The sequence below is a fragment of the Pseudomonas sp. 273 genome (assembly GCF_029201425.1).
Classification (GTDB): Bacteria; Pseudomonadota; Gammaproteobacteria; order Pseudomonadales; family Pseudomonadaceae; genus Pseudomonas; species Pseudomonas delhiensis.
This window is the reverse complement of the sequence record NZ_CP116775.1, coordinates 1894601-1919646: the sequence shown is the minus strand read 5'-3', so window position 1 is coordinate 1919646 and position 25046 is coordinate 1894601. Positions and strand designations below refer to the sequence as shown.

General features: G+C 61.4%; 25 protein-coding genes. 7 read left to right on the top strand and 18 right to left on the bottom strand.

Features of this window, described 5'->3' with window-relative positions; all coding sequences use genetic code 11:
* Nucleotides 1-49 precede the first annotated feature (49 nt).
* From PKO50_RS09240 to PKO50_RS09155, 18 genes are all read right to left on the bottom strand, one after another.
* Complete coding sequence (locus PKO50_RS09240; RefSeq protein WP_275629455.1) at nt 50-820, bottom strand: hypothetical protein; 771 nt, start codon at nt 818-820, stop codon at nt 50-52.
* Between the two features lie 47 nt (nt 821-867).
* The gene (locus PKO50_RS09235; RefSeq protein WP_275629454.1) at nt 868-1188 is read right to left on the bottom strand and encodes a 2Fe-2S iron-sulfur cluster-binding protein; all 321 of its coding nucleotides are present in this window, start codon (nt 1186-1188) and stop codon (nt 868-870) included.
* Between the two features lie 17 nt (nt 1189-1205).
* Nucleotides 1206-2438, bottom strand: coding sequence for an FAD-dependent oxidoreductase (locus PKO50_RS09230; RefSeq protein WP_275629453.1), 1233 nt, complete (start codon nt 2436-2438; stop codon nt 1206-1208).
* 97 nt (nt 2439-2535) lie between these two features.
* Nucleotides 2536-3747, bottom strand: a complete 1212-nt coding sequence (locus tag PKO50_RS09225; RefSeq protein ID WP_275629452.1) for a CoA transferase — start codon at nt 3745-3747, stop codon at nt 2536-2538.
* A complete protein-coding gene (locus PKO50_RS09220) occupies nt 3747-5417 on the bottom strand; it encodes an acyl-CoA dehydrogenase family protein (protein ID WP_275629451.1) in 1671 nt (556 codons plus the stop codon). The genes PKO50_RS09225 and PKO50_RS09220 overlap by 1 nt, the downstream gene beginning before the upstream one ends.
* A gap of 17 nt (nt 5418-5434) precedes the next feature.
* Complete coding sequence (locus PKO50_RS09215) at nt 5435-6337, bottom strand: CoA ester lyase (RefSeq protein ID WP_275629450.1); 903 nt, start codon at nt 6335-6337, stop codon at nt 5435-5437.
* Nucleotides 6334-7185 (bottom strand): hypothetical protein, encoded by an 852-nt coding sequence (locus tag PKO50_RS09210; RefSeq protein ID WP_275629449.1) that lies wholly within the window; start codon nt 7183-7185, stop codon nt 6334-6336. The genes PKO50_RS09215 and PKO50_RS09210 overlap by 4 nt, the downstream gene beginning before the upstream one ends.
* Entirely contained in the window at nt 7182-8696 is a 1515-nt protein-coding gene (locus PKO50_RS09205; RefSeq protein WP_275629448.1) for a 3-hydroxyacyl-CoA dehydrogenase, read from the bottom strand. Before PKO50_RS09205 ends, PKO50_RS09210 begins: the two co-directional genes overlap by 4 nt.
* A gap of 2 nt (nt 8697-8698) precedes the next feature.
* Entirely contained in the window at nt 8699-9469 is a 771-nt protein-coding gene (locus tag PKO50_RS09200) for an enoyl-CoA hydratase-related protein (RefSeq protein ID WP_275629447.1), read from the bottom strand.
* Nucleotides 9462-10247, bottom strand: coding sequence for an enoyl-CoA hydratase/isomerase family protein (locus tag PKO50_RS09195; protein ID WP_275629446.1), 786 nt, complete (start codon nt 10245-10247; stop codon nt 9462-9464). Before PKO50_RS09195 ends, PKO50_RS09200 begins: the two co-directional genes overlap by 8 nt.
* Nucleotides 10247-11449 carry an acetyl-CoA acetyltransferase gene (locus tag PKO50_RS09190; RefSeq protein ID WP_275629445.1) on the bottom strand — a complete coding sequence of 401 codons (1203 nt, stop codon included), beginning with the start codon at nt 11447-11449 and terminating at the stop codon, nt 10247-10249. Before PKO50_RS09190 ends, PKO50_RS09195 begins: the two co-directional genes overlap by 1 nt.
* A 3-nt stretch (nt 11450-11452) precedes the next feature.
* Complete coding sequence (locus PKO50_RS09185; protein ID WP_275629444.1) at nt 11453-12928, bottom strand: OB-fold domain-containing protein; 1476 nt, start codon at nt 12926-12928, stop codon at nt 11453-11455.
* 15 nt (nt 12929-12943) lie between these two features.
* A complete protein-coding gene (locus PKO50_RS09180; protein ID WP_275629443.1) occupies nt 12944-13846 on the bottom strand; it encodes an alpha/beta hydrolase in 903 nt (300 codons plus the stop codon).
* Nucleotides 13846-14574: an SDR family NAD(P)-dependent oxidoreductase gene (locus tag PKO50_RS09175; RefSeq protein ID WP_275629442.1), complete on the bottom strand. Its 729-nt coding sequence runs from the start codon at nt 14572-14574 to the stop codon at nt 13846-13848. Before PKO50_RS09175 ends, PKO50_RS09180 begins: the two co-directional genes overlap by 1 nt.
* A 1-nt stretch (nt 14575) precedes the next feature.
* A complete protein-coding gene (locus PKO50_RS09170; protein WP_275629441.1) occupies nt 14576-15388 on the bottom strand; it encodes an enoyl-CoA hydratase-related protein in 813 nt (270 codons plus the stop codon).
* A 10-nt stretch (nt 15389-15398) separates the two neighbouring features.
* On the bottom strand, nt 15399-15887 hold the full coding sequence (locus PKO50_RS09165) for an aromatic-ring-hydroxylating dioxygenase subunit beta (RefSeq protein ID WP_275629440.1): 489 nt from the start codon (nt 15885-15887) through the stop codon (nt 15399-15401).
* A complete protein-coding gene (locus PKO50_RS09160; protein ID WP_275629439.1) occupies nt 15884-17143 on the bottom strand; it encodes an aromatic ring-hydroxylating dioxygenase subunit alpha in 1260 nt (419 codons plus the stop codon). Before PKO50_RS09160 ends, PKO50_RS09165 begins: the two co-directional genes overlap by 4 nt.
* A 117-nt stretch (nt 17144-17260) precedes the next feature.
* Complete coding sequence (locus PKO50_RS09155) at nt 17261-17962, bottom strand: TetR/AcrR family transcriptional regulator (protein ID WP_275629438.1); 702 nt, start codon at nt 17960-17962, stop codon at nt 17261-17263.
* 104 nt (nt 17963-18066) lie between these two features.
* On the opposite strand from PKO50_RS09155, the gene PKO50_RS09150 reads away from it, so the two are divergent.
* From PKO50_RS09150 to PKO50_RS09120, 7 genes are all read left to right on the top strand, one after another.
* Nucleotides 18067-18699: a TetR/AcrR family transcriptional regulator gene (locus PKO50_RS09150; RefSeq protein WP_275629437.1), complete on the top strand. Its 633-nt coding sequence runs from the start codon at nt 18067-18069 to the stop codon at nt 18697-18699.
* A 41-nt stretch (nt 18700-18740) separates the two neighbouring features.
* The gene (locus PKO50_RS09145; protein WP_275629436.1) at nt 18741-19637 is read left to right on the top strand and encodes a fatty acid desaturase; all 897 of its coding nucleotides are present in this window, start codon (nt 18741-18743) and stop codon (nt 19635-19637) included.
* Nucleotides 19638-19641: 4 nt separating this feature from the next.
* Complete coding sequence (locus tag PKO50_RS09140; protein ID WP_275629435.1) at nt 19642-19803, top strand: rubredoxin; 162 nt, start codon at nt 19642-19644, stop codon at nt 19801-19803.
* 150 nt (nt 19804-19953) lie between these two features.
* Complete coding sequence (locus tag PKO50_RS09135; RefSeq protein ID WP_275629434.1) at nt 19954-21651, top strand: methyl-accepting chemotaxis protein; 1698 nt, start codon at nt 19954-19956, stop codon at nt 21649-21651.
* Between the two features lie 207 nt (nt 21652-21858).
* Complete coding sequence (locus tag PKO50_RS09130; RefSeq protein WP_275629433.1) at nt 21859-23442, top strand: NAD(P)/FAD-dependent oxidoreductase; 1584 nt, start codon at nt 21859-21861, stop codon at nt 23440-23442.
* A 111-nt stretch (nt 23443-23553) separates the two neighbouring features.
* A complete protein-coding gene (locus PKO50_RS09125) occupies nt 23554-24318 on the top strand; it encodes a hypothetical protein (protein ID WP_275629432.1) in 765 nt (254 codons plus the stop codon).
* A gap of 127 nt (nt 24319-24445) precedes the next feature.
* Nucleotides 24446-25045 (top strand): cytochrome c oxidase subunit 3, encoded by a 600-nt coding sequence (locus PKO50_RS09120; RefSeq protein ID WP_275629431.1) that lies wholly within the window; start codon nt 24446-24448, stop codon nt 25043-25045.
* Nucleotide 25046: the final 1 nt, after the last annotated feature.

Genomic DNA, 25046 nt, shown 5'->3' with positions numbered 1-25046 from the left:
TACTGGCCATGCAGAGCTTCTGCAGGTCGTCAGCAACCCGGCCACTCATTTAGCGGGCGGGTATATCGGCCAGTCGCAACAGAGCCCAGACCACCAGCACGGATAGCGCGACAGTCGCCAGGGTGCCCAGGTACAACAGGGCTGCGGGAAGGTTGGCGGTGTCGGTCCCCAGTAGGTTGTACATCGGCCAAGCCGCTCCAGAGTGTCCCATGAACGCGCCCGAGGGCATCAGAGCCACCAGCAACCATTGACGCGCGCCGGTGAACAACGGAAACAGCCGATAAACCAGGATGAAGGGCACCAGAACCGCAGCGGTATTGGCGAATATCCACCAGATCGGCATCAGACCGATCTTCGGAAGTTGTTGGCCATAGTAGATCCACACTCCGAAATACAGCGGAATCTGCTCTACCAATGCCGCGCCAAGGACTACGCTGGCGAATACTCCCCAGACGAAACGGCGATTCAGCGATTGCCGCTTGAGCATCGAATAACACAGCAACGGCGTACCAGCGAAATACCAGAGATAACCAATCAACACAGCCCAAGGCACCGGGTGCCCATTGGTAGTCAGGAGGTTGAACTGGCCGATCTGTGGATGCAGAGCGTTGCCCAGCAGATCGACGACAGGCTCCAAATAAACGGTCAAGGCTGCGCCGAGGAGCATCAGAAGTGGCAACGCTGACCGCTCACGCCAAGCCAAATAGCAGGCCAGCAGTACAAATACCGCAGCCCCCACGGCATAGATCAGCGTTGTCCACAATTGAGCGGCAGCAGGCATGACCAGTCCTACGGGAGGCTGGGTGTAAAGTTCGAGCATTGGGGAGCCTTGTCTTTGTTGTTTTTGTCAGTTGTATGCGTTCGCGCTCAGCCCTGGGTTTCAGGGATCCGTAGGACAAGCCCGTCCCACTCATCGCGCATTTTCAGCTGGCAGCTCAGCCGACTACGCTCATCCACTGCCACCGCTCCCTCCAGCATGAAACTCTCATCGCTGCTGCGCGGAGGTAGGCGTTCCTGCCAATCCGGCTCCACATAAACATGGCAAGTGGCGCAACTGCAGGCTCCACCACATTCGCCATCGATGCCAGGCACCATGTTGTCCACCGCTACCTGCATCAGTGACCGTCCGGGCGCGGCTTCGATAGTGTGCCGAACATCCGCGCTATCGATAAAAATGACTTTGGGCATAACACGACTTCCTGGTATCAGACGGAGGAAAGCAGCGACTTGAGCGGGACACTCTCATCGGCCAGTTGATGAGGCTCCACTTTGATCCGCTCTGCCACCAGGCGCTTGGCGACCATGAAGTCCTGAGGGCGGTTGATCGCATCGACCGACAACACCACGCCATCGCGCAGGTAGAAGGCACTGAAGCTTTCGTTAGCCGGATCGCCACGCAGTACCAACTGATCGTAGCCCTCCGACATCCCCACCATCTGCAGCTTGAGATTGAACTGGTCGGACCAGAACCAGGGTACCGCGGTGTGTGGAACAAACCGGCCACAGAGTGTCGCTGCAGCCGTTTTCGCCTGTTCCTGGGCACTGGGAACCGACTCGATACGCACGAACTTGCAGAGGAAACCATTGAGGTGTTTGGCGCAGTCGCCGATGGCGAGAATGTCGGGATCGACTGACGTCTGCGCATGAGAGTCGACAACTATGCCGTTATCCACTTCCAGGCCCGCTTCCAGAGCCAATTCGACATTCGGCAGAATACCAATACCAACGACGATCATATCGACAGGCAATTGATCGCCATCGCTGAGCCGAACCGACTCCACGCGCTCGGTACCGGAGAACGATTCAACGCTCACGCCGGTCCGGACATCCACGCCACGCGCGCGATGGGCCCGCTCAAAGAAGGCCGATATCTCTGGCGCAGCGACACGTGCCAGCAGCCTCGGAGCGGCCTCCAGCACAGTCACCTGCAACCCATGCTTGACCCCAACGGCAGCAGCCTCCAGACCGATGTAGCCACCACCGATCACCAACAGACGCTGGGCAAAAGCAAGGTCGTGCCTGAGTCGATCGATGTCGGCCAGCGTACGAATGTAATGGACATTAGGTTTGTCCGCCGCAGGATCGGCCAGCCGCCGAGGGCGCCCCCCGGTAGCCAGTACCAATTTGGAATATTCCAAATAGCGTCCATCATCGAGCAGGACACGGTGCCCAAGACGGTCGATAGCGCGAACGGCAACCCCGGTCAGGCACTCGACCTGGAGTGCATCGTAGGCTGCGGCACTACGAATCAACAGTGAATCGCGATCGACTTCGCCAGACAGATAAGCCTTCGACAGCGGCGGCCGCCGATAAGGTAGTTGCGGCTCATCGCCGACAAGGATGATGCGTCCGCTATATTGCTGTTGGCGCAGAGCCGCCACCAGTTCGGCGCCGGCATGGCCGGCGCCGACCACGAGGGTCGTTTCCTGTGAGGACATGGTCGCTACCTGTAATGACTGTGTTTCAGCGTTACAGCCATACTCGCGGCCCGCGGCGGGCGTCGCATCGTCGATTGCGACGAACTTGCCCGCTGCATCAGGCGCAGCGCAGCAGCCCCTTGTCGTACAACCTGCCGAACTCCACCGAACTCAACCCGAGCACGTCCAGCAGCACCGCCTCGGTATCCGCCCCCAATGCCGGCGCCGGTTTCGCCGGCAAGCGGGTTTCATCAAAGCGAAGCGGAATGGCCGGGCTCAGCACCTGGCCTACCCCGATCTGTTCCACAAAGCTGAACATAGGGTTGGCCAGCGAACAGGACGGGTCCTCTCGAAGCAGCTGCTCCACGCTCTGATAGCGGCTCCAGCATACGCCGTGACTCTCGAACACCTCACGCACCTGTTCCAACCTGCGCTCCGCCATCCAGGGCGTGAGCAGCGCGGCAATTTCTTCGCGCGCGCGGAAACGCTCTCCCTCCAGGTCCAGGCTCACGCCCAGGCGCGTCTCCAAGCCACGTATGCCGTCGCCGATGTCGGTTGCCGCACACAGGCTGCGCCACTGCTTGAGGGTGAGGCCGACGACCATCACCCGCTCGCCATCCGCACAGATGAAGTCCCGTCCAAAAGCGCCGAATAGGTCATTACCATAGCGCCCTCGGGAACGGCCACCCTGTACCTCGGCAAGAAAACCCAGATGCCCCATCACGGCCAGGGCGACATCCTCCAGCGCCAATTTGACGTGCTGCCCTACCCCCTCCCGGTGGCGCCGTCGCTCGGCAGCCAACAGGCCGACGGCAGCCATCTGCCCCGTGATCAGATCCCAAGCCGGCAGAACATGGTTGACTGGTGCCTGGTAATCCTGCGGCCCGGTCAACCAGGGTAGTCCGAGGCGAGGATTAACGGTGTAGTCAACGGCAGAACCACCGTTGCGGTCCCCCTGGATGGTCAATTGGATAAGGTCCGAGCGGCGGATACGCAAGCGCTCGAAATCCAGCCAGCCGCGTGCAGGAAAATTGGTCAGCAGGATACCGGCATCCTTGCCTGGCGCGGTGATCAGCTCCTCGGCCAATTCACGGCCCTCTGGTCGATCGATATCGATCACCACCGAACGCTTGCCTTTGTTCAGGCCAGCCCAGAACAGGCTGGCGCCGCTGTCGGTGACAGGCCAACGGCGATAATCGAGACCGCCATTCAGACCATCGATACGGATCACTTCCGCCCCCAGCTGTGCCAGGGTCATACCTCCCAGAGGGGCAGCCACGAAGGCTGAAACCTCCACCGCGCGCAGTCCCGCGAGAGTTGCCCCGTCCATCAGACTGCCTCGGCGCTGAGCGCCGCCTCCAGCAGGTTGCGTCCGATGACTTTGAGCGCCAGCGTCTCCTCGGCTCCCTCGAAGATCGACAGAACCCGCGCATCGACGAAATAGCGGCTGACAGCCACCTCCTCCGCGTAGCCCATGCCGCCATGCAACTGCAACGCATCACGGGTGACCAGCTCGGCACTACGACAGGCGAACAGCTTGGCCAGGCTAGCCTCCATCTCTGCTCCTCCCTGCCCCAGAAGACGGCCGACCGAATAAGCCAGATGACGGCTTGCCACATAGCGCGCAGCCATATGCACCAACCGGGCGGCACTGAGCGGATAGCTGGCCAACGGTGCACCGAATACCTTGCGCTCGCTGGTATAACGTATCGCGGCGAGCAACGCAGCGCGCATCACACCGCTAGCACGGCCGGCAGTCTGCATACGGCCGCCGGTCATACCTGCCATGGTGTAGTAAAAGCCCTTGCCGAGCCCCCCCTCCTCGCCGATGACATTGGCGTCAGGGACAAAAAAATCCTCGAAGGCAAGATCGAAGGAATGCATGCCGCGATAGCCAATGGTGGGAATAGCCCGCCCGCTCAAACGGCCGCCATCGGGCTGGCGATAATCGAAGTCATGGCCGTCATAAGAAGGTTTTTCCGCTAGCAACAGGCTGAGTCCCCGATGACCGAGCCTGCGGTCCGGGTCGGTGCGCGTCACCACCATCAGCACCCCAGCCTTGCCGGCGAACGTACACCACGTCTTCGCCCCATTCAGTATCCAACCGCCCTCGCAACGGCTACCGCGCAAGGTTAGACCGGCGACGTCCGAACCATAGTCCGGCTCGGTAATGGCTATGGCGCATAACGGTTCGCCCAAGGCCAGACGCGGAAGCCAGTACTGCTTCTGTACCTCGCTACCACCGGCAAGCAACGCCCGCGACAGGATCTCCGGCCGGGTAATGAGACTGCCTGCCGCAGCCAGAGAAGCCTCGGACAGCGCCTCGGTGACCACTATCATACTCAGCGCCTCGTCCTGGCCGAGCAGTGCACTGCCGCCGTATTGCTCGGGGATCGACAAGCCGAATACGCCCATTTCACGCATAGCATCGAGCAGGCTGTCGGGCACCGTCAGGTCTTCCCTGTGGATACGCTCTGCCAACGGCGCCACCGTCTCGGCAGCAAATCGACAAAACTGGTCCTGAATCAGCACCAGGTCCTCGCTCAGGCGCATGCGGCCAATCTCCTCCGGACGCTCGGCCAACCGCTCGGTGGCTCGGCGCAATACCGACTCATCGAGCAGTTGCCGGCGCAAAGAACGCAAACGCCCATCCCCAGCCAGACTGGCGAGTGCCTGGTCATCCAGGTCCAGGTTGGCCAGTACGCCTTCGAGACGGCCGCGTACCAAGCCAATCGCCTCCAGGGCGAACACCGCCACCAGATAATGGTCCACCTCGCTGCAGGCATCATCCAAGGCTTGAAGCGAGCGTTCTGCAGCGAGCAGTTCTGCACGGGCCCAAGCCAGCTCGTACGTGGCCACCTGATGCCGATCGAGCAACCCGGCGTCCAGCATGCCGTCGCTGGCGCAGTGCTGGGCCAGGGCGGTACAGGCTCTCTCTTGAATAGCGTGCAGTTGCGAAACGAGCCCCAGCAGGTCAGCTCCGCGGTCAATCGGTAACATAGGTCGAACTCCAAACATCAATGATGATCGAGGGCCGCCAAACGGCGTAGGCTGGCACGGTGGCGCTCTAGAAGCTCAAGGGCGCGAGCGACAACCGGGGGGTCGACCATCCGTCCACGGTAAGCGAAGGCCCCGCGTCCCTCGGCCCTGGCGTTCGCCAGTTCGGCAAGCAAGCCTTCGGCGTACTCCACGTCTTCGGAGGCAGGGGAAAACAGCTCGTTCAGCACAGCCACCTGCGCCGGATGAATGCAGAAGGCACCAACCATACCCAGTTGACGAGCGAGCAGGACGCTATGGCGCAGCCGCGGCAGATCGGTGAACAGTGCAATCGAGTCGGGATAGCCAAACGGAAGGATGCCTGCTCGACGACAAGCGAAAGCCACCTGCTGGGAAGGACCGAACAGCGTCTCGGGCAGCGCTTCCATGCTGGCGGAAACACAGAAATCCTCCGGCCCCAAGCTCATACCCAACAAACGTGGCGAGGCGCTAGCGATCTCATCCAGGCGTGGTAACGCCGCCACATCCTCGATCTGCGCTAGCAGCCCAATCCCTCCCTTGGCCAAGCCACGCTCCAACTCCAGACGCTCGAGAACTGCAGCGACCACCCGCACGTCCTCGGCCGACCCCACCTTGGGCAGGACGACGGCACGCAAACTCGGAGAACTAATCACCTCCAGATCGTCCAGGCCTCCGCCCTGTAGGCTATTGATACGCGCCAACACGTCCAGGCCACGCGCTTGCAGCTTGGCTGCAGCCGCAGGCAGCGCCTGACGGGCCATAGACTTCTGCGCCAAGGGTACGCTGTCTTCCAGGTCCAGGATGCAGGCGTCGGCACCACGCTCATGGGCTCGATCAATGAATTTTTCTACATGTGCGGGAACGAACAACAGTGACCGCCAGAAACAGCTGACGCCACTCATGCCATCACCCCCAAGGTGGCAGTCATCGTCAGATAACCATCCTGATTCTCTGCCCACAGCTCCAGGGTATCGCCCTCGCGCCGCCCACACAGCTGCAAGCGGTCGCCAACGAAGCTTGGCCGCAAGGCACGGAATTCGAGGCCAGTCAGCCTCTGTTCCGGCAACTGCCGCGAAGCCTGCTCGCGGAGCAAGGTGGCCAGTAACGGCCCATGCACCACAAGTGCGGGATAATGCTCGTAGCCAGTGGCGTAGGCGTGGTCGTAATGGATGCGGTGCGCGTTGTAGGTCAAGGCGCTGTAGCGGAATAGCAACACTGGATCGGGCACGAAGGGCACACGAAAGTCCGCGTCCACCGGAGCAACCTGGCCACCGGGCAACACGCCGGGCCCAGTCGGCATCTCCCGGTAGACCAGGTGCTGGCGCTCGAACAGACAAGGCCGGCCATCTTGCTGGATATTGTGTTCCAGGCTCACAAAAACCAAAGTGCCACTGGATCCACGCTTGAGCTCTACCGAGGTCACCACGGAACGCCGCTCAGCGTCCCTCCCCAGGAGTAGTGGCCGCCTACTGGCGAACTCACCGGCAGCCCACATGCGACGGGGCAGCGGTACCGGCGGTAGAAAGCCACCAGTGCGAGGATGGCCATCCGGCCCCAGGTCACGTTGCAATGGGGTGTCATGGAAATAGAGCCATTGCCAGGCTGGGGGCAGTTCATCGCCGACCTCCGGCAAGCTTTCTCGATCAAGCGCGGCAGCCAGGGCTCGGGCCGGGAATAATGCCAACTGATCCTGGACGCTCTGTTCGCGACCGACCCAACCGCGCAGGTATTCGATATCGATAGCGCTCATAGCCGGCTCGCCTCCGCAGTGGCCAACGGCAAGCCAAGTGCAGCACGACGTGCCAACCAGGGACTCGGGCGATAGCGCGGATCGCCGCTCAAGGCCTGTATGCGTGTGAGGATCTCCAGTACTCGCCGGGAACCAATAGCGTCGCCCAATCCCAAAGGACCGAGTGGGTAACCCAGGCCCAGGCGCACAGCGTCTTCGAGATCGGCAACCGTCGCGATACCACGCTGAGCGATCTCGGCGGCGATATTGACAATGGTCGCCAGTATTCGCTGGAGGACAAAACCACAACTGTCGTTGATCACCGTGACCGGAGTACCGTCACTGGCCAATATCGCGTGAGCGGCATCGCGCAGTTCAGGTCGAGTAATGCTGGACAGCATCAAGGTTCGGGGGTTCTCCAGTCCGGCCAGTGGGTCCACGGCTACCGCGCGGGCAGCATCCAATCCATGCTCCGAGCAATAGCGGCTGACGTCCCAGCCCCAGAATTGCAGCAGCAGCAGTTCGGCATCGAATGAAAACTCAACTACCTGGCCCCCAGCCTGCCGCACCAGATCGATCAGCTTGTGGTACTCATCGGCGGCCGGGTCGACCCAGACTTGTATCTGGGTACTCGCCTGGGGCACCTTGCCCCATACCGGTTCTAATCTTTCGTTGCCGTCATAGGCATACCAACCTGCCCCTGACTTTCTCCCCAGCAGGCCAGCGGCAATTCGCGGAGCGACCAGACTGGAAGGGCGAAAGCGCGGCTCTTGATGAAATTGTCCGTAGATCGACTCCATTACCTTGCCGGATACATCCAGACCAGTGAGATCGAGCAGTTCGAATGGCCCCATGCGAAAGCCCGCTGCTTCGCGAACCAGCCAATCGATATCTGCCGCCTCGGCAACACGCTCCTCAAGCAACCGCAAACCTTCGGTGTAAAGACCACGGCCAGCGTGGTTTACCAGGAAGCCCGGCTGGTCCGCCGCCACCACAGGACGATGGCCAGTGGCACGCACCAGCGCCTCCAGACCAACGATCACGGACACAGCAGTGCGAACGGCGGCGATGACCTCGACGACTTTCATCAGCGGCACCGGGTTGAAGAAATGCAGACCCGCCACCCGCTCCGGGCGACGACAGACTGCAGCGATCTCAGCGATCATCAGCGATGAGGTATTGCTGGCCAGGATCGTGTCATCTCCGACGATCGCCTCCAGGGCCAGGAACAGTTCGCGCTTGACCGTCAGATCCTCGACCACCGCCTCGATGACCAGTTCGCAGCCAGCCAGGTCCTGCAGACGCTCGCAAACGCCCACCCGGGCAACCATGGCCGCCCCTTCCTCCTCGCTATAGCGTCCCTTGGCCACCGCTCGAGCAATCATCCCTGCGACGAATTCCACCGCCTGACCTGCAGCACCGGCAGCGGCGTCATAGCAAAGCACCTCATGTCCAGCCTGGGCGAACAACTGAACTATGCCTCGTCCCATGGTGCCGGCACCGATCACGCCGATCCTCTGAATGCCGCCCATCTTCATTTCCCCTCATATCGTGGCGTACGCTTGTCGAGAAAAGCGCGCATGCCTTCGTGCTTGTCGTGGGTGTCGAACAACAGCAGGAATTCGCGGTTCTCCAGGGCCAGCGCTACCTCCAGCGAGTGATCGGCACCTAGCGCCAGGCTGCGTTTGATGGCGCGTAGGGCCTTCGCTGGCATGCCAGCAATGACCTGAGCCAGCGCCAGCGCTCTGGGCAATGCAGGACCGTCCTCGACCAACTCGCTGACCAGGCCAAGCTGGGCCGCACGCTCGGCAGCGAGTGTCTCGCCCGTCATCAACATCAGACTGGCCACGGGCTTCCCGACGGCTCGCAGCAGCCGCTGAGTGCCGCCGGCGCCAGGCATGATGCCAACACGGACCTCAGGCTGGCCGAAACGCGCACTACGATCAGCAACGATCAAGTCACACATCATGGCCAACTCGCAGCCAGCCCCCAGTGCGACGCCACTTACCGCGGCGATGACTGGCTTCGGGCAGCGCACCAGCGTCGCCCAGTACTGGCCCAAGTCCAGATCGGCGACGTCCTGCGCCCCCTTGTCGACCAACAGGTTGAGGTCAGCCCCGGCAGCGAAGACCTTGTCTCCACCGCTGATGACGATCACTGCCACACGGTCATCGCTCGCCAGTTCCAATAGTGCTCCGGCGATCGCAGCCCGCGTGATGAGGTCCAAGGCATTACGCTTGTCTTCACGCGCCAGTTGCAGAATCGCCACCGCTCCCTCGCGCCACAGCCGTATCGGTTCACTCATGGGAACCGCCCTCTCGCTGGCGGAAACGCGGCTCACGTTTTTCGTTGAACGCGGCGAACCCCTCCCGGAAATCGTCACCAAGCAGCAACCGCACCTGGTCGTCCTCTTCGCGCTGCAACTCCTCGGCGAAGCTCGGCGCTGGCTCAGCCAGGCGAGACTTCATCTGCCGGAAGGCCTCATGTGGTAGCTCAGCCAAGCGAGCGGCAATACGCAGCGCCGCTACCATCGCGTCGTCCACGGCCAGTTCGTCGGCCAGCCCCAGACGTACCGCTTCTTCCCCACCGACTGTTTCGCCGCCTAACAGCAAGCGACGAGCACGCGCCGGCCCGAGACGTGCCGGTAAGGTGCGCAGCAGCCCCCAATCCGGCGCCAGGCCGAGACGGAGGAACGGAAACAGAAATTTGCTCTGCGGCTCGCAAACGATTAGGTCGGCGAACATGGCCATGCCGGCGCCAGCACCGGCACAGTAGCCCTGCACGGCGGCCACCAATGGCATCGGCAGGTTCTGCAAGCGCTGGCACAGGGCATGGATGTGACGCATCCGATCACGAGCGCCAATCTCATCGAGCCCATCCATGCTGGCAATATCGCCGCCGGCAGAGAAGGTGCCACCGACTCCGCCGATGACCACAGCACGGCAGTCACGGTCGGCAACAGCAGCATCCAGTGCCTCGATCAGTGCCTGGCGAACGGAAAAATCAATTGCATTGCGCTTTTCCGGACGGTCGATCAATAGGCGCCAGAGGCCCTCGACGGGATGATCCAGCCGCACACTCATCAGCGTTGCTCCCGACCGACGATAGAAATCGAGCAGACATTCTGCGATGGCTGCCCACCGAGGTTGTGTATCAGCCCGGTGTGAGGGTCAGGTAGCTGCCGCTCGCCGGCGCGGCCCTGCAATTGCAGGTAGATCTCGTAAAGCATGCGGATACCACTGGCCCCCACGGGGTGGCCAAAGCACTTGAGGCCACCATCTATCTGGCAAGGCACTCGCCCCTCAGCATCGAAGCGACCGTCGAGGACATCACGTACAGCCATGCCTGGCTCGGACAGGTACAGATCCTCCATCGTGACTAACTCGGTAATGGAGAAGCAGTCATGCACCTCGGTCAGGCTGATCTGCTCACGCGGACGTTCGATACCTGCCTCGGCGTATGCCTTGCGGGCAGCGATGCGAGCGGTGTGCACATAACTGCCATCCCAACCGTTGCCACTCATCTCCCAGCCATTCGACACCGAGACCTGCAGGGCCTTGAAGGTCACCAGGTCGCGCTTGCCCAGTGCTCGGGCGATATCCGGACGAGTCACGATGACCGCCGCCGCGCCATCGGAAACACCGCAACAGTCGAACAGGCCCAGCGGCTCGGCGATGATCGGCGCCTTCAGGCACTGCTCCTCGGTGATCGGCTTGCGCAGGTGCGCCTTGGGATTCTTGGCACCGTTGGCATGGCTCTTCACCGAGACGTGGGCGATGGCGCGCTTCAGCAGTTGCGCATCAATGCCATGACGGGCGCTGTACGCCGTGGCCAGTTGGGCAAAGTTGGCAGGAGCCACCGCTGCCGGATACCACTGCGGGATGAAGGTACCGACGGTGGCGACTGGCAGGCCGCCGTAGCCGGTATCCTTGAGCTTCTCCACTCCCAGCGCCAGAGCGATATCACAGGCGCCGGCGGCAACTGCATGGACCGCTGCGCGAATAGCCTCTGAACCACCGGCGCAAAAATTCTCCACCCGAGTGACGCCAATATTGGGCAGGCGCAGGGCGATGCTCATCGGCGTGCCCCCGCGCCCAGTACCGACGTCCTCCATGTGGGTGGAGAACCAAGCCGCGTCCAACTGCTCCGGACCGATGCCAGCATCGGCCATCGCCTCGTTGTAGGCCTCGACCATGAGGTCTTCGGGGCTGGCATCCCAGCGCTCGCCGAAGCGGCAGCAGCCCATGCCGAGGATCGCCACCTTGTCTTTGATACCTGCGGGCATGATTTACTCCACTGCTGTGTCAGAAGGATTGGACACCGGTGTCGCCTTCCAGAAATAACGCTTGAAGCCGCGCAACTCGTCGATGTCTTTGATGCGGAAAACCATTTCCACCGGCATGCCGGTGGCCACCTCGCCGCGCGCCACGTCGGTGAACTCCATGAGGATTCGGCCGCCGCCGTCAAAATCGATCTGTCCGTAGTGGTGAGGAGGAGCCAAGTACGGAGACAGCGACTCAGCAGACCAGCTCAGTACCCGGCCCAGACGGTCGGCGAGCGGATAAGGCTCCTGGGTGTCCAACTGCGGAGCGTCCGGGGTATAGGAAAAACGCGACGGCGGGAAATGCACATCACCGCTCACCCGGCAACGACCTGCCACCAGCCCCAGGATCGCCCGGCGATGCCGGTAGGCAGTACTCAGCGCAGTCTTCTTGTCCTGCTCACCGCGCACGCCACGCTCCAATTGCAGTTGGCCTTTGTAGGCCAGATAGCGGGTGTAGTTGGTCTCCTCCCTGCCTCGCGCCAACCAGCCGCCAACACCGCGGCGAGGACGGAAGCGATGGATAGCCTCGGTCACGCGCAGCACGAAGGCACGTGCACCGCTGCCGAATTGCGCCAGTAGCACCAGTTGGCCTGGCTCGGCTTGTTCCAGCACCTTCGCCAGCAATAGCAACCCATGGCCAACGCCGGTATGGCCAACTTGCTCGGTGAGGCCATCCACCAGGCTGTCTGCACGCAACCCACAGACTTGAGCGAGTTGTGCGTCCATCCGGCTCAGCGAGGTGGGGAAAATGAAATGGTCGATCGCCCCGGCTTCCACGCCACTGTCTCGGAGCACCCGCTGGATAACCTCAGGCATGATCCGCCCGATGCCTTCATCACGTACCCAACGCTCTTCACCGTAGTAGTCGATCTCTCGACCGGACAGGCGGAAATGGTCGATGAAATCGACGCTCGAGGCGGCCTGGCCGAGTACCTCGGCTATCACCCCCTCGCGACCGAGCAGCAACGCAGCCGCACCATCGCCATAATCAAGCTCCTGAACACTGGCGGCGCGGGTACGTCGGTTGTCAGCTGCGCAAAGCAGAACCTCTTGGGAGGAACTGGCAGCCAGCGCCAAGGCCTGGGAGAGACCGGCCAGCGCCACACATTGCGAACCCGTGACGTCAGAAGCGGAGGTGCGCTCGTCGAGGTTCAGTGCTTCGGTCAGCACCACGGCATTCAAGCGCTCGGCGAATGGCAGGCTACAAGAGGCCAGCAGCACCTCGCCAATACGCTCTGCCGTACCTTGGCTGCCCAGTGCATCGCGCGCGGCAGCAACCGCCATGGTGATGCTGTCCTCGTCCCAGTTGGCCATGGAGCGCTGTCCCCGCCCCTTGGGCTTGAGCTCAGGTGCGAACCAGGCATTGGCCGCCACGACCGCCTGGCGACTCAGGCGTAGGCGCGGAATGTAGGCGCCGAATCCGGTGATACCGATGCTCACGTTGTACTCCTCATGTCAAACCCAGTGCCTTTGCAGAAAGGCACCAATGTGTTCGATGGCTAGGCGTGCTTCCGGCAGATCCTCGGCGAACTGCTGGAACACATGGATCATTTCCGGCCACACCTCCAGCACCGCCTCACCACCGGCCTGGCGGACCTTGGCGGCGAACAGCGCACTGTCGTCGAAGCCGACCTCGCGCTCGCCGACCTGAAGCAACAGCGGTGGTAGACCAGCCAAATCGCCATGCAGCGGCGAAGCCAGCGGCTCGCGGCTATCTACGCCCTCGCCCAGGTACTGGCGGGCCAGGTCGAGCAGCATTGACTGCTGATGGATGGGATCTAGCTCCGCCCGGTTGCGGTAGCTGTCGGTACTGACGGTCAGGTCAGTCCAGGCAGAAAGCAGCACAGCACTGGCTGGTAGCGGACGCCCTTTGTCGCGTAGCGCCAGGAGGCTGGCAGCCGCCAAGCCGCCGCCTGCGGAATCCCCAGCCATCGCCATCTGCCGCGGATCATGGCCCTGGGCAAGCAACCAGTCGTATACCGCCAGGACATCCACTAACGGTTCCGGAAAGCGATATTCGGGTAACAACCGGTAATCCACTCCAAGCACTCGACAGTCCCCGGCCCGCGATAGCCGCACCATCAAGTCATGGTGCGAAATCAATGACCCCATCTTGAAACCGCCACCATGCAGGTAGATCAGCGTGCGGCTCTCATCGGCGGAGGGGGAGCGAACCCAGCGGACCGGCACGCCGTTGGCGCTACGGTCCTGGGTTTCGCACTCGAGGCGGTCGGACCAGAACAATTGGTCCCAGTCGTGGCGCATCGTCTCGATCGGTGTGTGTCGCCGCCAGCGGCCATAGGTAGCCTGGACGCGAGCGATGACCTTCGACAGTGCCGAATGCTGAGCAGTACTCATCAGCAGCCCATCCCGCCGGATACGCCGAGCGTTTCACCCGTAATGAACGAGGACTCAGGTGAAGCCAGGAAGGCCACCGCCGACGCCACCTCTTCGGGTGTTCCCAGGCGCCCCATCAGCGTCGAGGCCTTCATTGCCTCGAGCATGCGCGAGCCTCCGGCCTCAAGTGCCTTGCGCAGCAAGGGGGTATCCACCGGACCGGGCGCCACTACGTTGGCAGTGATGCCATAGCGACCGTTCTCCCGGGCGATCGATTTGGTGAAGGCGATGACCCCACCCTTGGCCGCGGCGTACACCGAGCCGCCACGTGAGCCTTGACGTCCAGCCTCGGAACCGACGTTGATAATGCGACCATAGCCCGCTGCCTGCATGCTCGGCAGGGCGGCATGGATGGTTGCGAATACAGCCTCCAGATTGACCGCCAACAGGTGGCGCCACTCTTCGGGAGTACTGTTGGTAAAGAATCCGTGCTGGTCGATTCCTGCGTTGTTGACCAGTATCTCGAAAGGTCCGCACGCCTCGACTACCTGTCTAGCACGGCCGAGATCGGTGACATCCAGGCGCACTGCGCTGCCAGCGATCTCATCCGCCAGCCGCTCAGCGCTGAGCATGTCCTGGGCAGCGATCACCACCTTGGCGCCATCGGCGGCAAGCCGCCGTGCTATGGCCGCACCTATACCCTTGGAACCTCCAGTGACGAACGCCCTCTGTCCTACCAACGAACGCATATCAGCGCCCCTCGAAGCGCGCACGACGCTTCTCGACCACGGCCATGAGGCCTTCGCGTACATCCGCAGTGCGGCACAGCGCAGCCACCGTACGACTTTCCTCAGGCATCGCGGCATCGACCCCGAGCGCAATCCCGGCCCACAGCAGGCGCTTGGTCGCGGCCAGGGCCCGAGGTGCCCCCTGGGCCATGCGCTGCGCATACTCAAGCGCATCGCTCTGCAATTCGGAGTCGGCGACGACTCGATTGACCAAGCCACAGGCCAGTGCATCGGCCGCCGTCATCACCGGGTTCATGAACAGCATGTCCGCGGCCTTGCGTGGCCCGACCAGGCGAGGAAGGGTCACTGACAGGCCCGCATCCGGCGCCATCGCCACGCGCGTGGCCCCTGCCAGGAAACTGGCCGATTCGGCTGCAAACACCACATCGGCGGCGCATACCAGCCCCATGCCACCGCCGCCAGCGGCGTAACCCTGCACTGCTGCGACCACCGGCGCGTCCAGGTGGATCAATGCGGAGATGACATGCTGCAGTAGCAGCGTCGCCTGGCGGATGTACTCGGGCAGACTCTCGCCTTTGGTCAGGAAGGTCCATACATCGCCACCCGCGCAGAAGTTAGCCCCAGCGCCAGTCAGCAACAGCACTCGCAGTCGCGGTTCGCCATGGCAGCGCACCAATGCTTCGTGCAGAGCCTGCAGGGTTGGAATATCCAGACCATTGGAAGCCTCGGGGCGGTTCAGCTGCAGCAGCCCTACGCCATCACGCAGTTCGAGCAGAACGGCGCCCTCACCAATCAGTACGTCCACTTGGCTCATGGCTCGCCCCTCAGATCAGGAAAGACAGGGTGAACAACGCCTTGTCGTTGTTCACCAGAACTACTTTCTTGCGCGCCATTCGCAAGCCGCCCTCCTCCCGCCGCAGCAGGTATTCGTTGCGGGTGCACCAGACGGTGTCAGCGCGCAGGTTGGACTCGAACACCATGGCGTTGGCGGCGACGCGCAACTCATCACCCTCCACAGCGATCAGCTCCACATTCGACAGTACTCGCCCCAGACGAGAGGGCGGCGCCTGGGTGTGTCTTTTGCCGGTATGGAACTGACGGATGCGCAAGGCGATACGCGAGCGGTTGTCATAGATGATCGACATCTGGGTTTCCGGGTCGATATCGTCACCGTTGGCCGGTACCCAGTAGATGCCGTCGTCGGTCCACAATGCCTCCCACTGATCGTACTCATGGGTGTCCTGCAGGCGGGCCTCACGGTAGAGAAACTGACTGACTTCGTTCAGCAGTTCGCTCTTCGCCTCGTTGCTCATACAGCCTCCATCAGCTTGCGGTAGTGGCGCCAAATGCCGCGAGTGGTTACTTCATCGGTGGCGTCGCCGATCAGGTAGCCATCAGCATCGCGGCGCTCGCGCATCAGGCCACGGCCGAGGTAGTTCCATTCCGGATTGCGAATCTGCACCCCACGCTGGGTGCGCTCGTACATTTCCGAGTCGTCGGCAAGCAGGAAGCCGGCCGGTCCCACCGAGCCCATGGTCTGCTGACGCAGCCGCCGATTCAGGTCGGGCGCGCCCTTGAACTGCAGGGCGGTGACGTGCTGCACGGTCTCATCGACCGACAGCGGCTGGATGACGAATATCTGGATTTCGGCGATGAACAGGTTGGGGAAGATCATGATGTGCGGCGTGCCGTCGATCATGATCTTATTGGAGAGCTCCTCGCCGTAGGCCTCGCGCATCTTCGCCACGTAATCCGGCAGCCGGTCGGCGCTGGTACCGAACCAGCTCATGGGCTCGTCTCGCTTGCGGAACTCGGGGCGCAGGTCGATCTCGGTGTGACCGTCTCCCAGATCGCGGGCAACAGCGGTCGAGTCGGAGCTATAGAGATCGCCTATGCTGCTAGAGGCCACATCGAAGATCGAGGCATGCACAAACTGCGGGTGGTAGCCGTCGGTCTCGTTCTCCACCAGGAATTTCCAATTGGACTTGGCCTTGTGCTGGAGGAAGCCGGCGGTGATCTCTACTTCACCTTCAGGAGAAGTCAGAACCAAAGCGTCGAGCGCCGACCGGGCTCCGCCCAGATGCTCTTCAAGGCTCGGACCCTCTTCGGCAAAGCTGCCAAATACAAAGCCCTGATAGATACCGATCCGCGAGACCTTACCCAGCCCGAGCGCCTCACGATCGGCGCCATCATAGCCAGAGGCGAACGGATAGCCGCGCAGGGCGCCGGAATTGGAGAAGGTCCAACCATGGTATGGACAGGTAAAGGACTTGCGGTTGCCCGCATGCTCCAGACAGACTTGGTTACCCCGATGCGGACAGCGATTGAGCAGCAGATGGATTTGCCCTTCGACATCGCGGGTCATGATCACCGGCTGCGGTCCGATCGACTTCATCACGAAATCGTTCGGTTTCGGAACCTCGCTGACATGACCGACATAGACCCAGGTGCGATACCAGATCTTCTCCAGTTCTTCCTGGAAGATCTCCTCACTGGTGTACACCGAGCCATGCACCCGATCACGCTGAATCAGATCGCCCCAGTCGCGGACAGGGTTAGCTGTCGTCATCACGCACCTCTGCAGAGTAAAGATTCGATGATCAGCACTCTAGCGATGCGCGATTAGCCCCCGGATCGTCGTTTCGGACGAATTGTCCCAATGCGCACCATAGAGGTATCACGGTGGCTAGCCACAAGCCCCGACCTGACGCAAGACAGCCTCCGCGCAATCGCGATACACAGCACGCACTGCCCAGACAGAACATGCATCCCGTGCCACACAGAGCCCCTGCAGCAGCGACAGAATGCATTTCCTAGCCAAGACAACCTCCCCCACCACAAAAGCGCCGCAGACCACGCCACGCTGTAGAATCTCATCGAGCTCCGCCTCATAGCGCGCCCGCAACTCGCCCACAACCTGCTTGCCTTGAAGGTCCAGGCTGCGGAAGTCCAATAGCAAGACCCGCCCCTCGGCGCCGCGCACCAAATGAAAGCGCACGTAGACAGCGACGAAGGCCAGCAACGCCCGCTTCGGATCGGAGCAACGACGACGTCGGACCCAGGCGGACATCAGATCCGCCTGAAAATCGCAGCAGAGCGCCTGCAGCAACTCTTCTTTACTCGTGAAGTGCGCATAGACAGAGCCCGGCTGGATACCAACCGCCTCAGCCAGTTGGCGCAGAGAAACCCCGGCGTACCCCCGCTCAGCCATCAGTCGAGCCGCCTCGTGCTTGATTGCTTCAACCCTGGCCATCACCCGCCCCCGGAAATTTCGCGACCAAGGGTCTGGCAGCATCGCGCTGCCCTGCTCGTCGGTTCCGACGATTTTTGGTCTTGCGAGCAAGCCCCAACCAACCGGAAATGCCTTGAAACTCAGGGAAATAGCCATCGGAGCGGTCCTGCAGCTATTGCACCCATTAAAATTTCCACTGTTAACAAAACAATCGATCGTTGCTAAGGTGGCAGTGCCAACCCAGCAAAACGGTGAAATCCATGGCCCGCCCTCTCTACTCTCCCGAGGAGACAGAAAGCATCCGTCAGACCCTGGTCCAGGGTGCGCTGGCCCTCTATCTGGAAGAGGGCATGGACAGCGTTACCCTCCGCCAGATCGCCAAGCGCGTAGGCCTCAGCCATACCGTCGGCTACCGCTACTTTTCCAACAAGGAAGCGTTGGTCGCGGAGATGCGGCGCGCCTGCATTCTGGAGTTCAAGGCTGCCATTCCACCGGCGGACGGGCATAACCCTGATCCGCTCCGGCACCTGCGCGCAACCTTGCTGAGCCTGCTCGAGTTCGGTCGAACCCAACCAGCCAAGTACCGCCTGATCTTTTCCGATAGCCAGCCCGACCTGGCCGATTACCCCTCGCTGTTGACGCAGCGATGGGAAGTCTTCGCCACCTGCGTCGAGCTAGTACAAGACGCCATCGATCAGCGGCGCCTGTACGGCGATGCCCTGCTGTTCTCCCACGGTCTGTGGAGCCTGTTGCACGGAATGCTGTCTCTGCACGCCGCCAACCAGCTGGTGCATGGCCTGTCGCTGAGAGAAATGGCGGAACCCCTGATCGATACCTTCTTGCGGGCAGGCTGCATCCCGCAGGAACCCCACAAGCTGGCCCCTATAGGCTAGGCAGCGCACGCGCGGGGCAACGCCCCATGAGGAGAAGAACCATGCCCAACAATAACAATCCATTGGCTCGATTCAGTGTTCCCTCGGAAAAACAGGCAGCCATTGCGGCGCTAACCCGGGTCCCAGCCATTTCCCCGACTGTATTGCTCCTGTTGATAGCCTCCACCGGCGGCGTAATCGCCACTGACATACTGGCTGTTCTAGGTCACCTAGGCCTGGGCTGGGCCTGTCTGATCAACACCTTCCTGATGTATTGGCAGTTCACCGTTGTCCACGACTCAGTGCACCGCTCTGCCGCGAAAAACCAGACACTCAACGACTTGATTGGCCGCATCGGCGTAGCTACCTTCGCGCCGCATATCAACCTCGGCATATTCCGCTGGGCACACATCCAGCATCACCGCTTCACCAACGGCCCGGAGGATCCGGATTGCTGGATGCACGGCGCCACCTGGAGCCTACCGCTGCGCTGGGCATTCCTCGACTACGGCTACCTGCGTTTCATTCTGCGCACCCGTGACAAGACCGGCATGCGCCACCTGCGCGACGCGCTGCGTAACGCTGCTGTCTCCGCTGTGATCATCGCCGCCCTGATCTACTTCGGCTATGGCCTGGAAGTCCTGCTGCTGTGGTTCATCCCGTCGCGCCTCACCTTCATGTCAGTCGGTTTCATGTTCTTCTGGCTGCCACACGTGAAGGACGACGTGCCCTCCGAACAGGACATCACCCTGGCAACCTCGGTACGCCTTGGCCATGAATGGCTGCTGACCCCGCTCTGCCAGTACCACAACTATCACCTGATCCACCACCTCTTCCCGACCATGCCGTCCTACCAGCACCTCAAGGCCTGGCGGATCCTGGAGCCCGAACTCATGAAGCGCAATCTACAGATCCAGTACGGCTTCGCCATCCAACCCATCGTCCATCAGGGAGCCTGACCTCATGAAGCGCTGGCAATGCAGTTTCTGCTCGCACATCTATGACGAACGCCTTGGCGATCCCGACCATGACATTCCCCCCGGCACCCGCCTGGAGGACCTCCCCGATGACTGGACCTGCCCCGATTGTGGAGCCAGCAAAGCTGACTACTTCGAGGTTATCTAATTCACCCCGACGCCCCCTCCCAAAGGGGGCGTTGCTCATTAAATTCGTCGATTGAGACGAGTCCCACCACAGTGTTCCTCCTTAGCCTTGCGCCTAGACGCGACTTCATCACGTCGCTTTAGACAGCCCATTAAGGCCAAGGGACGTCCCATGCACTCTCTTTCTGTGCGAACCAAGCTGTACTTTCTGATGCTCTGCTTCATTGCCAGTCTCGCCTGTGTCGGAGCATCCGGTTGGATCGGCATTCGCAATGCCGGTAGCAACATGGAAGACATCAGCATGGCGCTGCGCTCGGTCGACGCACTGGCGTCCCTGCACAACGCCCGCCTGACCTCGATAGCAGCCATGCAGGAGGGCGCCAGTTGGCGCCCGGAAGCCTTCGACTCGCTGTCCGACAAAGGTGAGGCACTCTCTGAAGCCCACACCATGTTCAGCGACATACTCGAACGTCACCGTGCCGCACTCGCCCAGGCCGAGCGAGCCTTCCGCACCTACGACGGACAGCCCAAGGGGGCTGATGAGCAGGCGCTTTGGAAAAAGTTCAGTGCCCTATGGAGCGAATTCCAAGACGCCAACGGGACCCAGACCCAGATCTGCGAGCAGTTGATGCAGGCCAAGACCTGGGATGAAGTCCACACCCACTCGCTGGAGCTAGTGACCAATACCTTGCCTTGGGCCGCGTCGATTCACGCCACCGGCGAGCCATTGGAAAAACTGGTCGCGCTTAGCGTAGATGCCGCCAACCGCGCACAGAGCAACGGCGAGTCCGCTATCGCCACCTCACGGGTGATGATTGCCAGCGTCTTCGGCTGCGCCGTAGTGGCCCTAACCAGCCTCGCCATCCTCATCGTACGCAGCGTCGTCCTTCCCCTGCAGCAATTGCGCGCGACCATGGAGCAAGTACGTACCAGTAACGACTTTTCGGTTCGCGCCCAGAGCCTGGGTAGCAACGAGGTAGGCCAGGCCAGCAATGCCTTTAACGCACTGTTGGAGCGCGTGCAAAGCGCTCTGCTCGAAGTGAAGGGAGGAGCCGGGAAGATCGACCAGGCTGCCAGCCAGACCAGTGCAATGGCCCGGCAGATGGCCGACAGCGCACTACAGCAGAACGATGCGGCAACGGATATCGCCAGCGCCATCGAGCAGATGAGTAATGCTATCGGCCAGATTACCGCTAGCACCCAGGATGCACACTCCCGCTCTCAGAGCGCCGCGGAGGCCGCCGCCTCAGGCGCACAGGCAATCAGCCGGAGCACCGAGGAGACCGACCAGGTGATGCGCCAAGTTGGCGAAGCCAGCGAAACGATCAGCGCCCTCGGTAACGAATCGGAACGAATATCCGGCATCGTGGCAGTCATCAAGGCAGTCTCCGAGCAAACCAACCTGCTCGCACTCAACGCTGCGATAGAGGCCGCGAGAGCCGGAGAGCAGGGTCGAGGCTTCGCAGTGGTGGCTGACGAAGTCCGCCATCTGGCTGAAAGAACCAGAACCTCGGCCGAAGAAATCCGCGACATGGTTACCGGCATGCAAACCTCCGCACGGCAGGCCGTGGCGGAAATGACCGGCGTGGTCAACCGCTCTCGCGAGAGTCGCAGCCTTGCGGAAAACGCCGCAGCCAGCATGCAGGACATCCTGGACAGTGCTAGCCGAGCCTTGAGTGCCATCAGCGAGGTATCGGAAGCCCTGATCGAGCAGGACCGCACTGCCCGGCTGATAGCCCGCCGGGTCGATGCAGTGGCGCAAATGAGCCAGGAAAACTGTATTGCCGGGGAACACGCTGCTGAAGTCTCGCGCGGACTGGATGGAGCCTCCAGCGATCTTCGCCTGGCCATCGGTCAGTTCCGCGTATGAACCACACAATGAGCTCTCGAAAGCGCCGTCCAGACGATTGACAGCCGCAAATTCGAGATCATAGACTCGCCACTATAACGAACGTTACATAAACAACTCGAAGCAGGCCGAGTCGGCACCTCAGAGCCAAGCCGAAAACACGGCCGGAGCGACAGCAAGGCGCTCCCAAGCCATGAACCAGAACAAATCCAAAAACGAGGACAGTTCATGCAACAAATCGATGTAATCGTGGCGGGGGCCGGCCATAACGGCCTGGTATCGGCCTGCTACCTGGCCAAGGCCGGGCTGAAGGTGCTTGTCCTGGAAGCCCACCAGACACCCGGTGGCATGACCTGTACCAACCCCATGGCCCCCGAGGCGCCGGAACACCTCATCAACGAGGCCTCGATCCATGCCTCGATGTTCCGCATGTCGCCAATCAACGACGAATTGGAGCTTGAGAAGAAGTTCGGCCTGCGCCAGCGTCTGATCGACCCATGCCACTACCAGCTGTGCTCCCACGGAGAGGCTTCCTTCGGCATGTGGCGTGACGCACGCCGCACAGCATCGGAAATCTCGCACTTCTCCAAGAAAGACGCTCAGGCCTGGCTGCAGATGTCCGAAACTGCCGACGCAGCCCTGCGCATCGGCCTGCCGCTGGCCATGGAAAACCCGACCAAGCCAGGCTTCAACGCTGTTTTCAAGGTCATGAGCAAGGCAGTCGGTAACTTCAAACACCTGGGCCCCATCGTCAAACTGATGACCGGCACCCATGCCGGCACCCTCGAAGAACTGTTCGAGACCGATATCGTACGAGCCGGTCTGCTCACGGGCCTGCCGTTCATGGATTTCCGCGCTGATCTGAGCTCGTTCGCCATGGTCTACCTGAGCGTGCTGCAGAAGTACGGCGTGACCATGTTCGAGGGTGGCACCGGTGGCTTCCCCGCAGCACTGATCCGCTGCCTGGAGGCCCATGGCGGCGGCGTGCGCTGTAACGCCAAGGTCAAGCAGATGCTGGTAGAGAACGAGCGAGTGGTCGGCGTGGTACTGGAAAATGGCGAAGAGATTCGCGCCAAGCGCGGCGTGGTCACCGCCTTCAGTCCCAAAGCCGTGCTCAACCACATGCTGCCAGAGGGCCTGCTCGACCATGCCACCCAGGTCAAGGCCAAGTTCATTCCCACCGCCAACCGCGGTATCGCCGACTACAAGCTCAACATCGCTCTCAAGGGCAAGATCATGCCGACCCGCAGCACCGCGTGGCGCCAGAGCAGGGGCTGGGGAGGCAACATGCGCCTGGGCACCCTGCAGTGGTCGACCTACGAACAGGGTCGCAAAGCCTATACCGACTGTATCCGCGGCCTGGTTCCGGAAGTCATCGGAGGTCTGTCACAGATCACCACCGAATTCGATCCGGCCATGGCGCCCCCCGGCCATGACACCTTCTGGTTCTGGTCCGGCCTGATCCCCTTCGATCCCCATATCGGCTGGGACAAGGCGCGCGAACAGATCACCAACATGGTCATCAAGGATTCGGCGCGGATCTACGACGGCATCGAGGAACTGGAGATCGCTCGCCGCCCGTTGTGCCCGCCAGACATCGAGAAGCGCTTCCATGCCATCGACGGCAGCGTCTACCACTGCGATCCCTTCATCACCCGCTTCGGCGCAGGTCGCCCGGCCAAGGGGCTGGCCGGCTACAAGATCCCGGTCAAGGGACTTTATCTCAGCGGTTCGGGTACCCACCCGAGCGCAGGGATCTGCGGCCTACCCGGCCGTAACGCTGCCCTCACTGTGTTGAAGGACTGCCGCTAGACGTGCACCCCCGACATCCATAACCAACAACAAGACAGGTAAATCACAATGTCACTCGACAACTGGATGCAAATCGTCCAAGGGGTAATCCTCCCCGTTCCAGCCGACTATATGTCCAACCAACTGATCGGCATGATCTTCACTATCTGGGCCGGCGGCTTCGGCATCGCTGTGCTGCCATGGGCGTTGTACCGCTACTTCAAGCACAAGGACGACATCCCCGGCCTGATGTGCGTCGGCGGTTTCATCTGCTCGGTGCTAGAGCCGATGCTCGACCACCTCGGTCACCTGTGGTGGCCGACCAACCTGCCCGGTCCGGCATTCATCGGCTTCGACCTGCACATCCCGTATCTGATCCCGCCCTGCTATGTGTTCTTCATCGCCATGACCGGCTACTGGGCCTACCTGCGCATGAAATCCGGTCTCGACATGAAGGGGGTATTCGTGGTCTGGCTGATCATCTCCATGTCCGATGTGATCATGGAAATCCCGGGCACATCCACTGGCGCCTACACCTATTACGGCGACGCCTCGTTCAAGATCTTCGGCTTCCCGCTAGCCTGGGGCTGGATGAACGGCACCTCGATGCTGCTGGTCGGCTTCCTGCTGTGGCTGGTCAATCCTTACCTTTCCGGCCTCAAGCGCCTGTACGTCATCCTGGTTCCGGTCACTGCCATGGGTGCCGCCTATGGGATGGTTTCCTGGCCGTACTTCATGTCGCTGAACTGGGACATGCCGTGGATCGCTACGCGCCTGCTGACGCTGGCTTCGCTGCTGATCTCCATAGTGGTGGTCGGCTTCGTAGCAGCCCTGGTCGCCCGTACCCGCTCCAGCACTGACCCGCTGCCCAACCTCCGCGCGGCCTACAACTCGTAATGCTCCGCCCGCACCCTGACCTGATAAGCCCGATGGGTGCGGGCTCAACCACCTCCAGCCAACAACGCGGAGACGGCAACAGCCCTATGGCCACCGTCATCCCGATGAACAAGAAATGGAAACGGACGTGAACGCAGTCGATATCGGTGATTGCCCGACAGTTGCGAAGAAAACCAAGCGCATTCCAGGTGACGAACTGATCTGGATGTTCCTGCTGGGCGACATGATCTGCTTCGCCCTATTCTTTGCTCTCTACTCCTATACCAAACTCGGCAAGCACGAACTTTTCGTTGCCTCGCAGCAGGCTCTCAACCTGCACACGGGCTCGCTCAACACTCTGTTGCTGCTGGCCAGTTCCTGGTTCGTAGTCCTCGCGGTCAAGGCAGCTCGCCGGCAGATGATCGTCGCCTGTCGCTGGCTGCTGTTACCGGCCTTCCTCTGCGGCAGCGGCTTCGCCCTGATCAAGGCCTACGAGTACAAGGAAAAAGCCGCCGCCGGAATCGACTTTCTGACCAACGACTTCTACCTATTTTATTACCTGATCACCGGCATGCATTTCGTCCATGTCCTGCTCGGCCTGCCCTTGCTCCTGTATTTCGCCCTCATCCTTCGGCCACCACGGCTCGACGAGCGCACCATGAACAATCTGGAGAGCAGCGCCATCTTCTGGCACATGATCGATCTGCTCTGGATTGTGATCTTCCCGCTGATCTATCTGATGAAGTGAC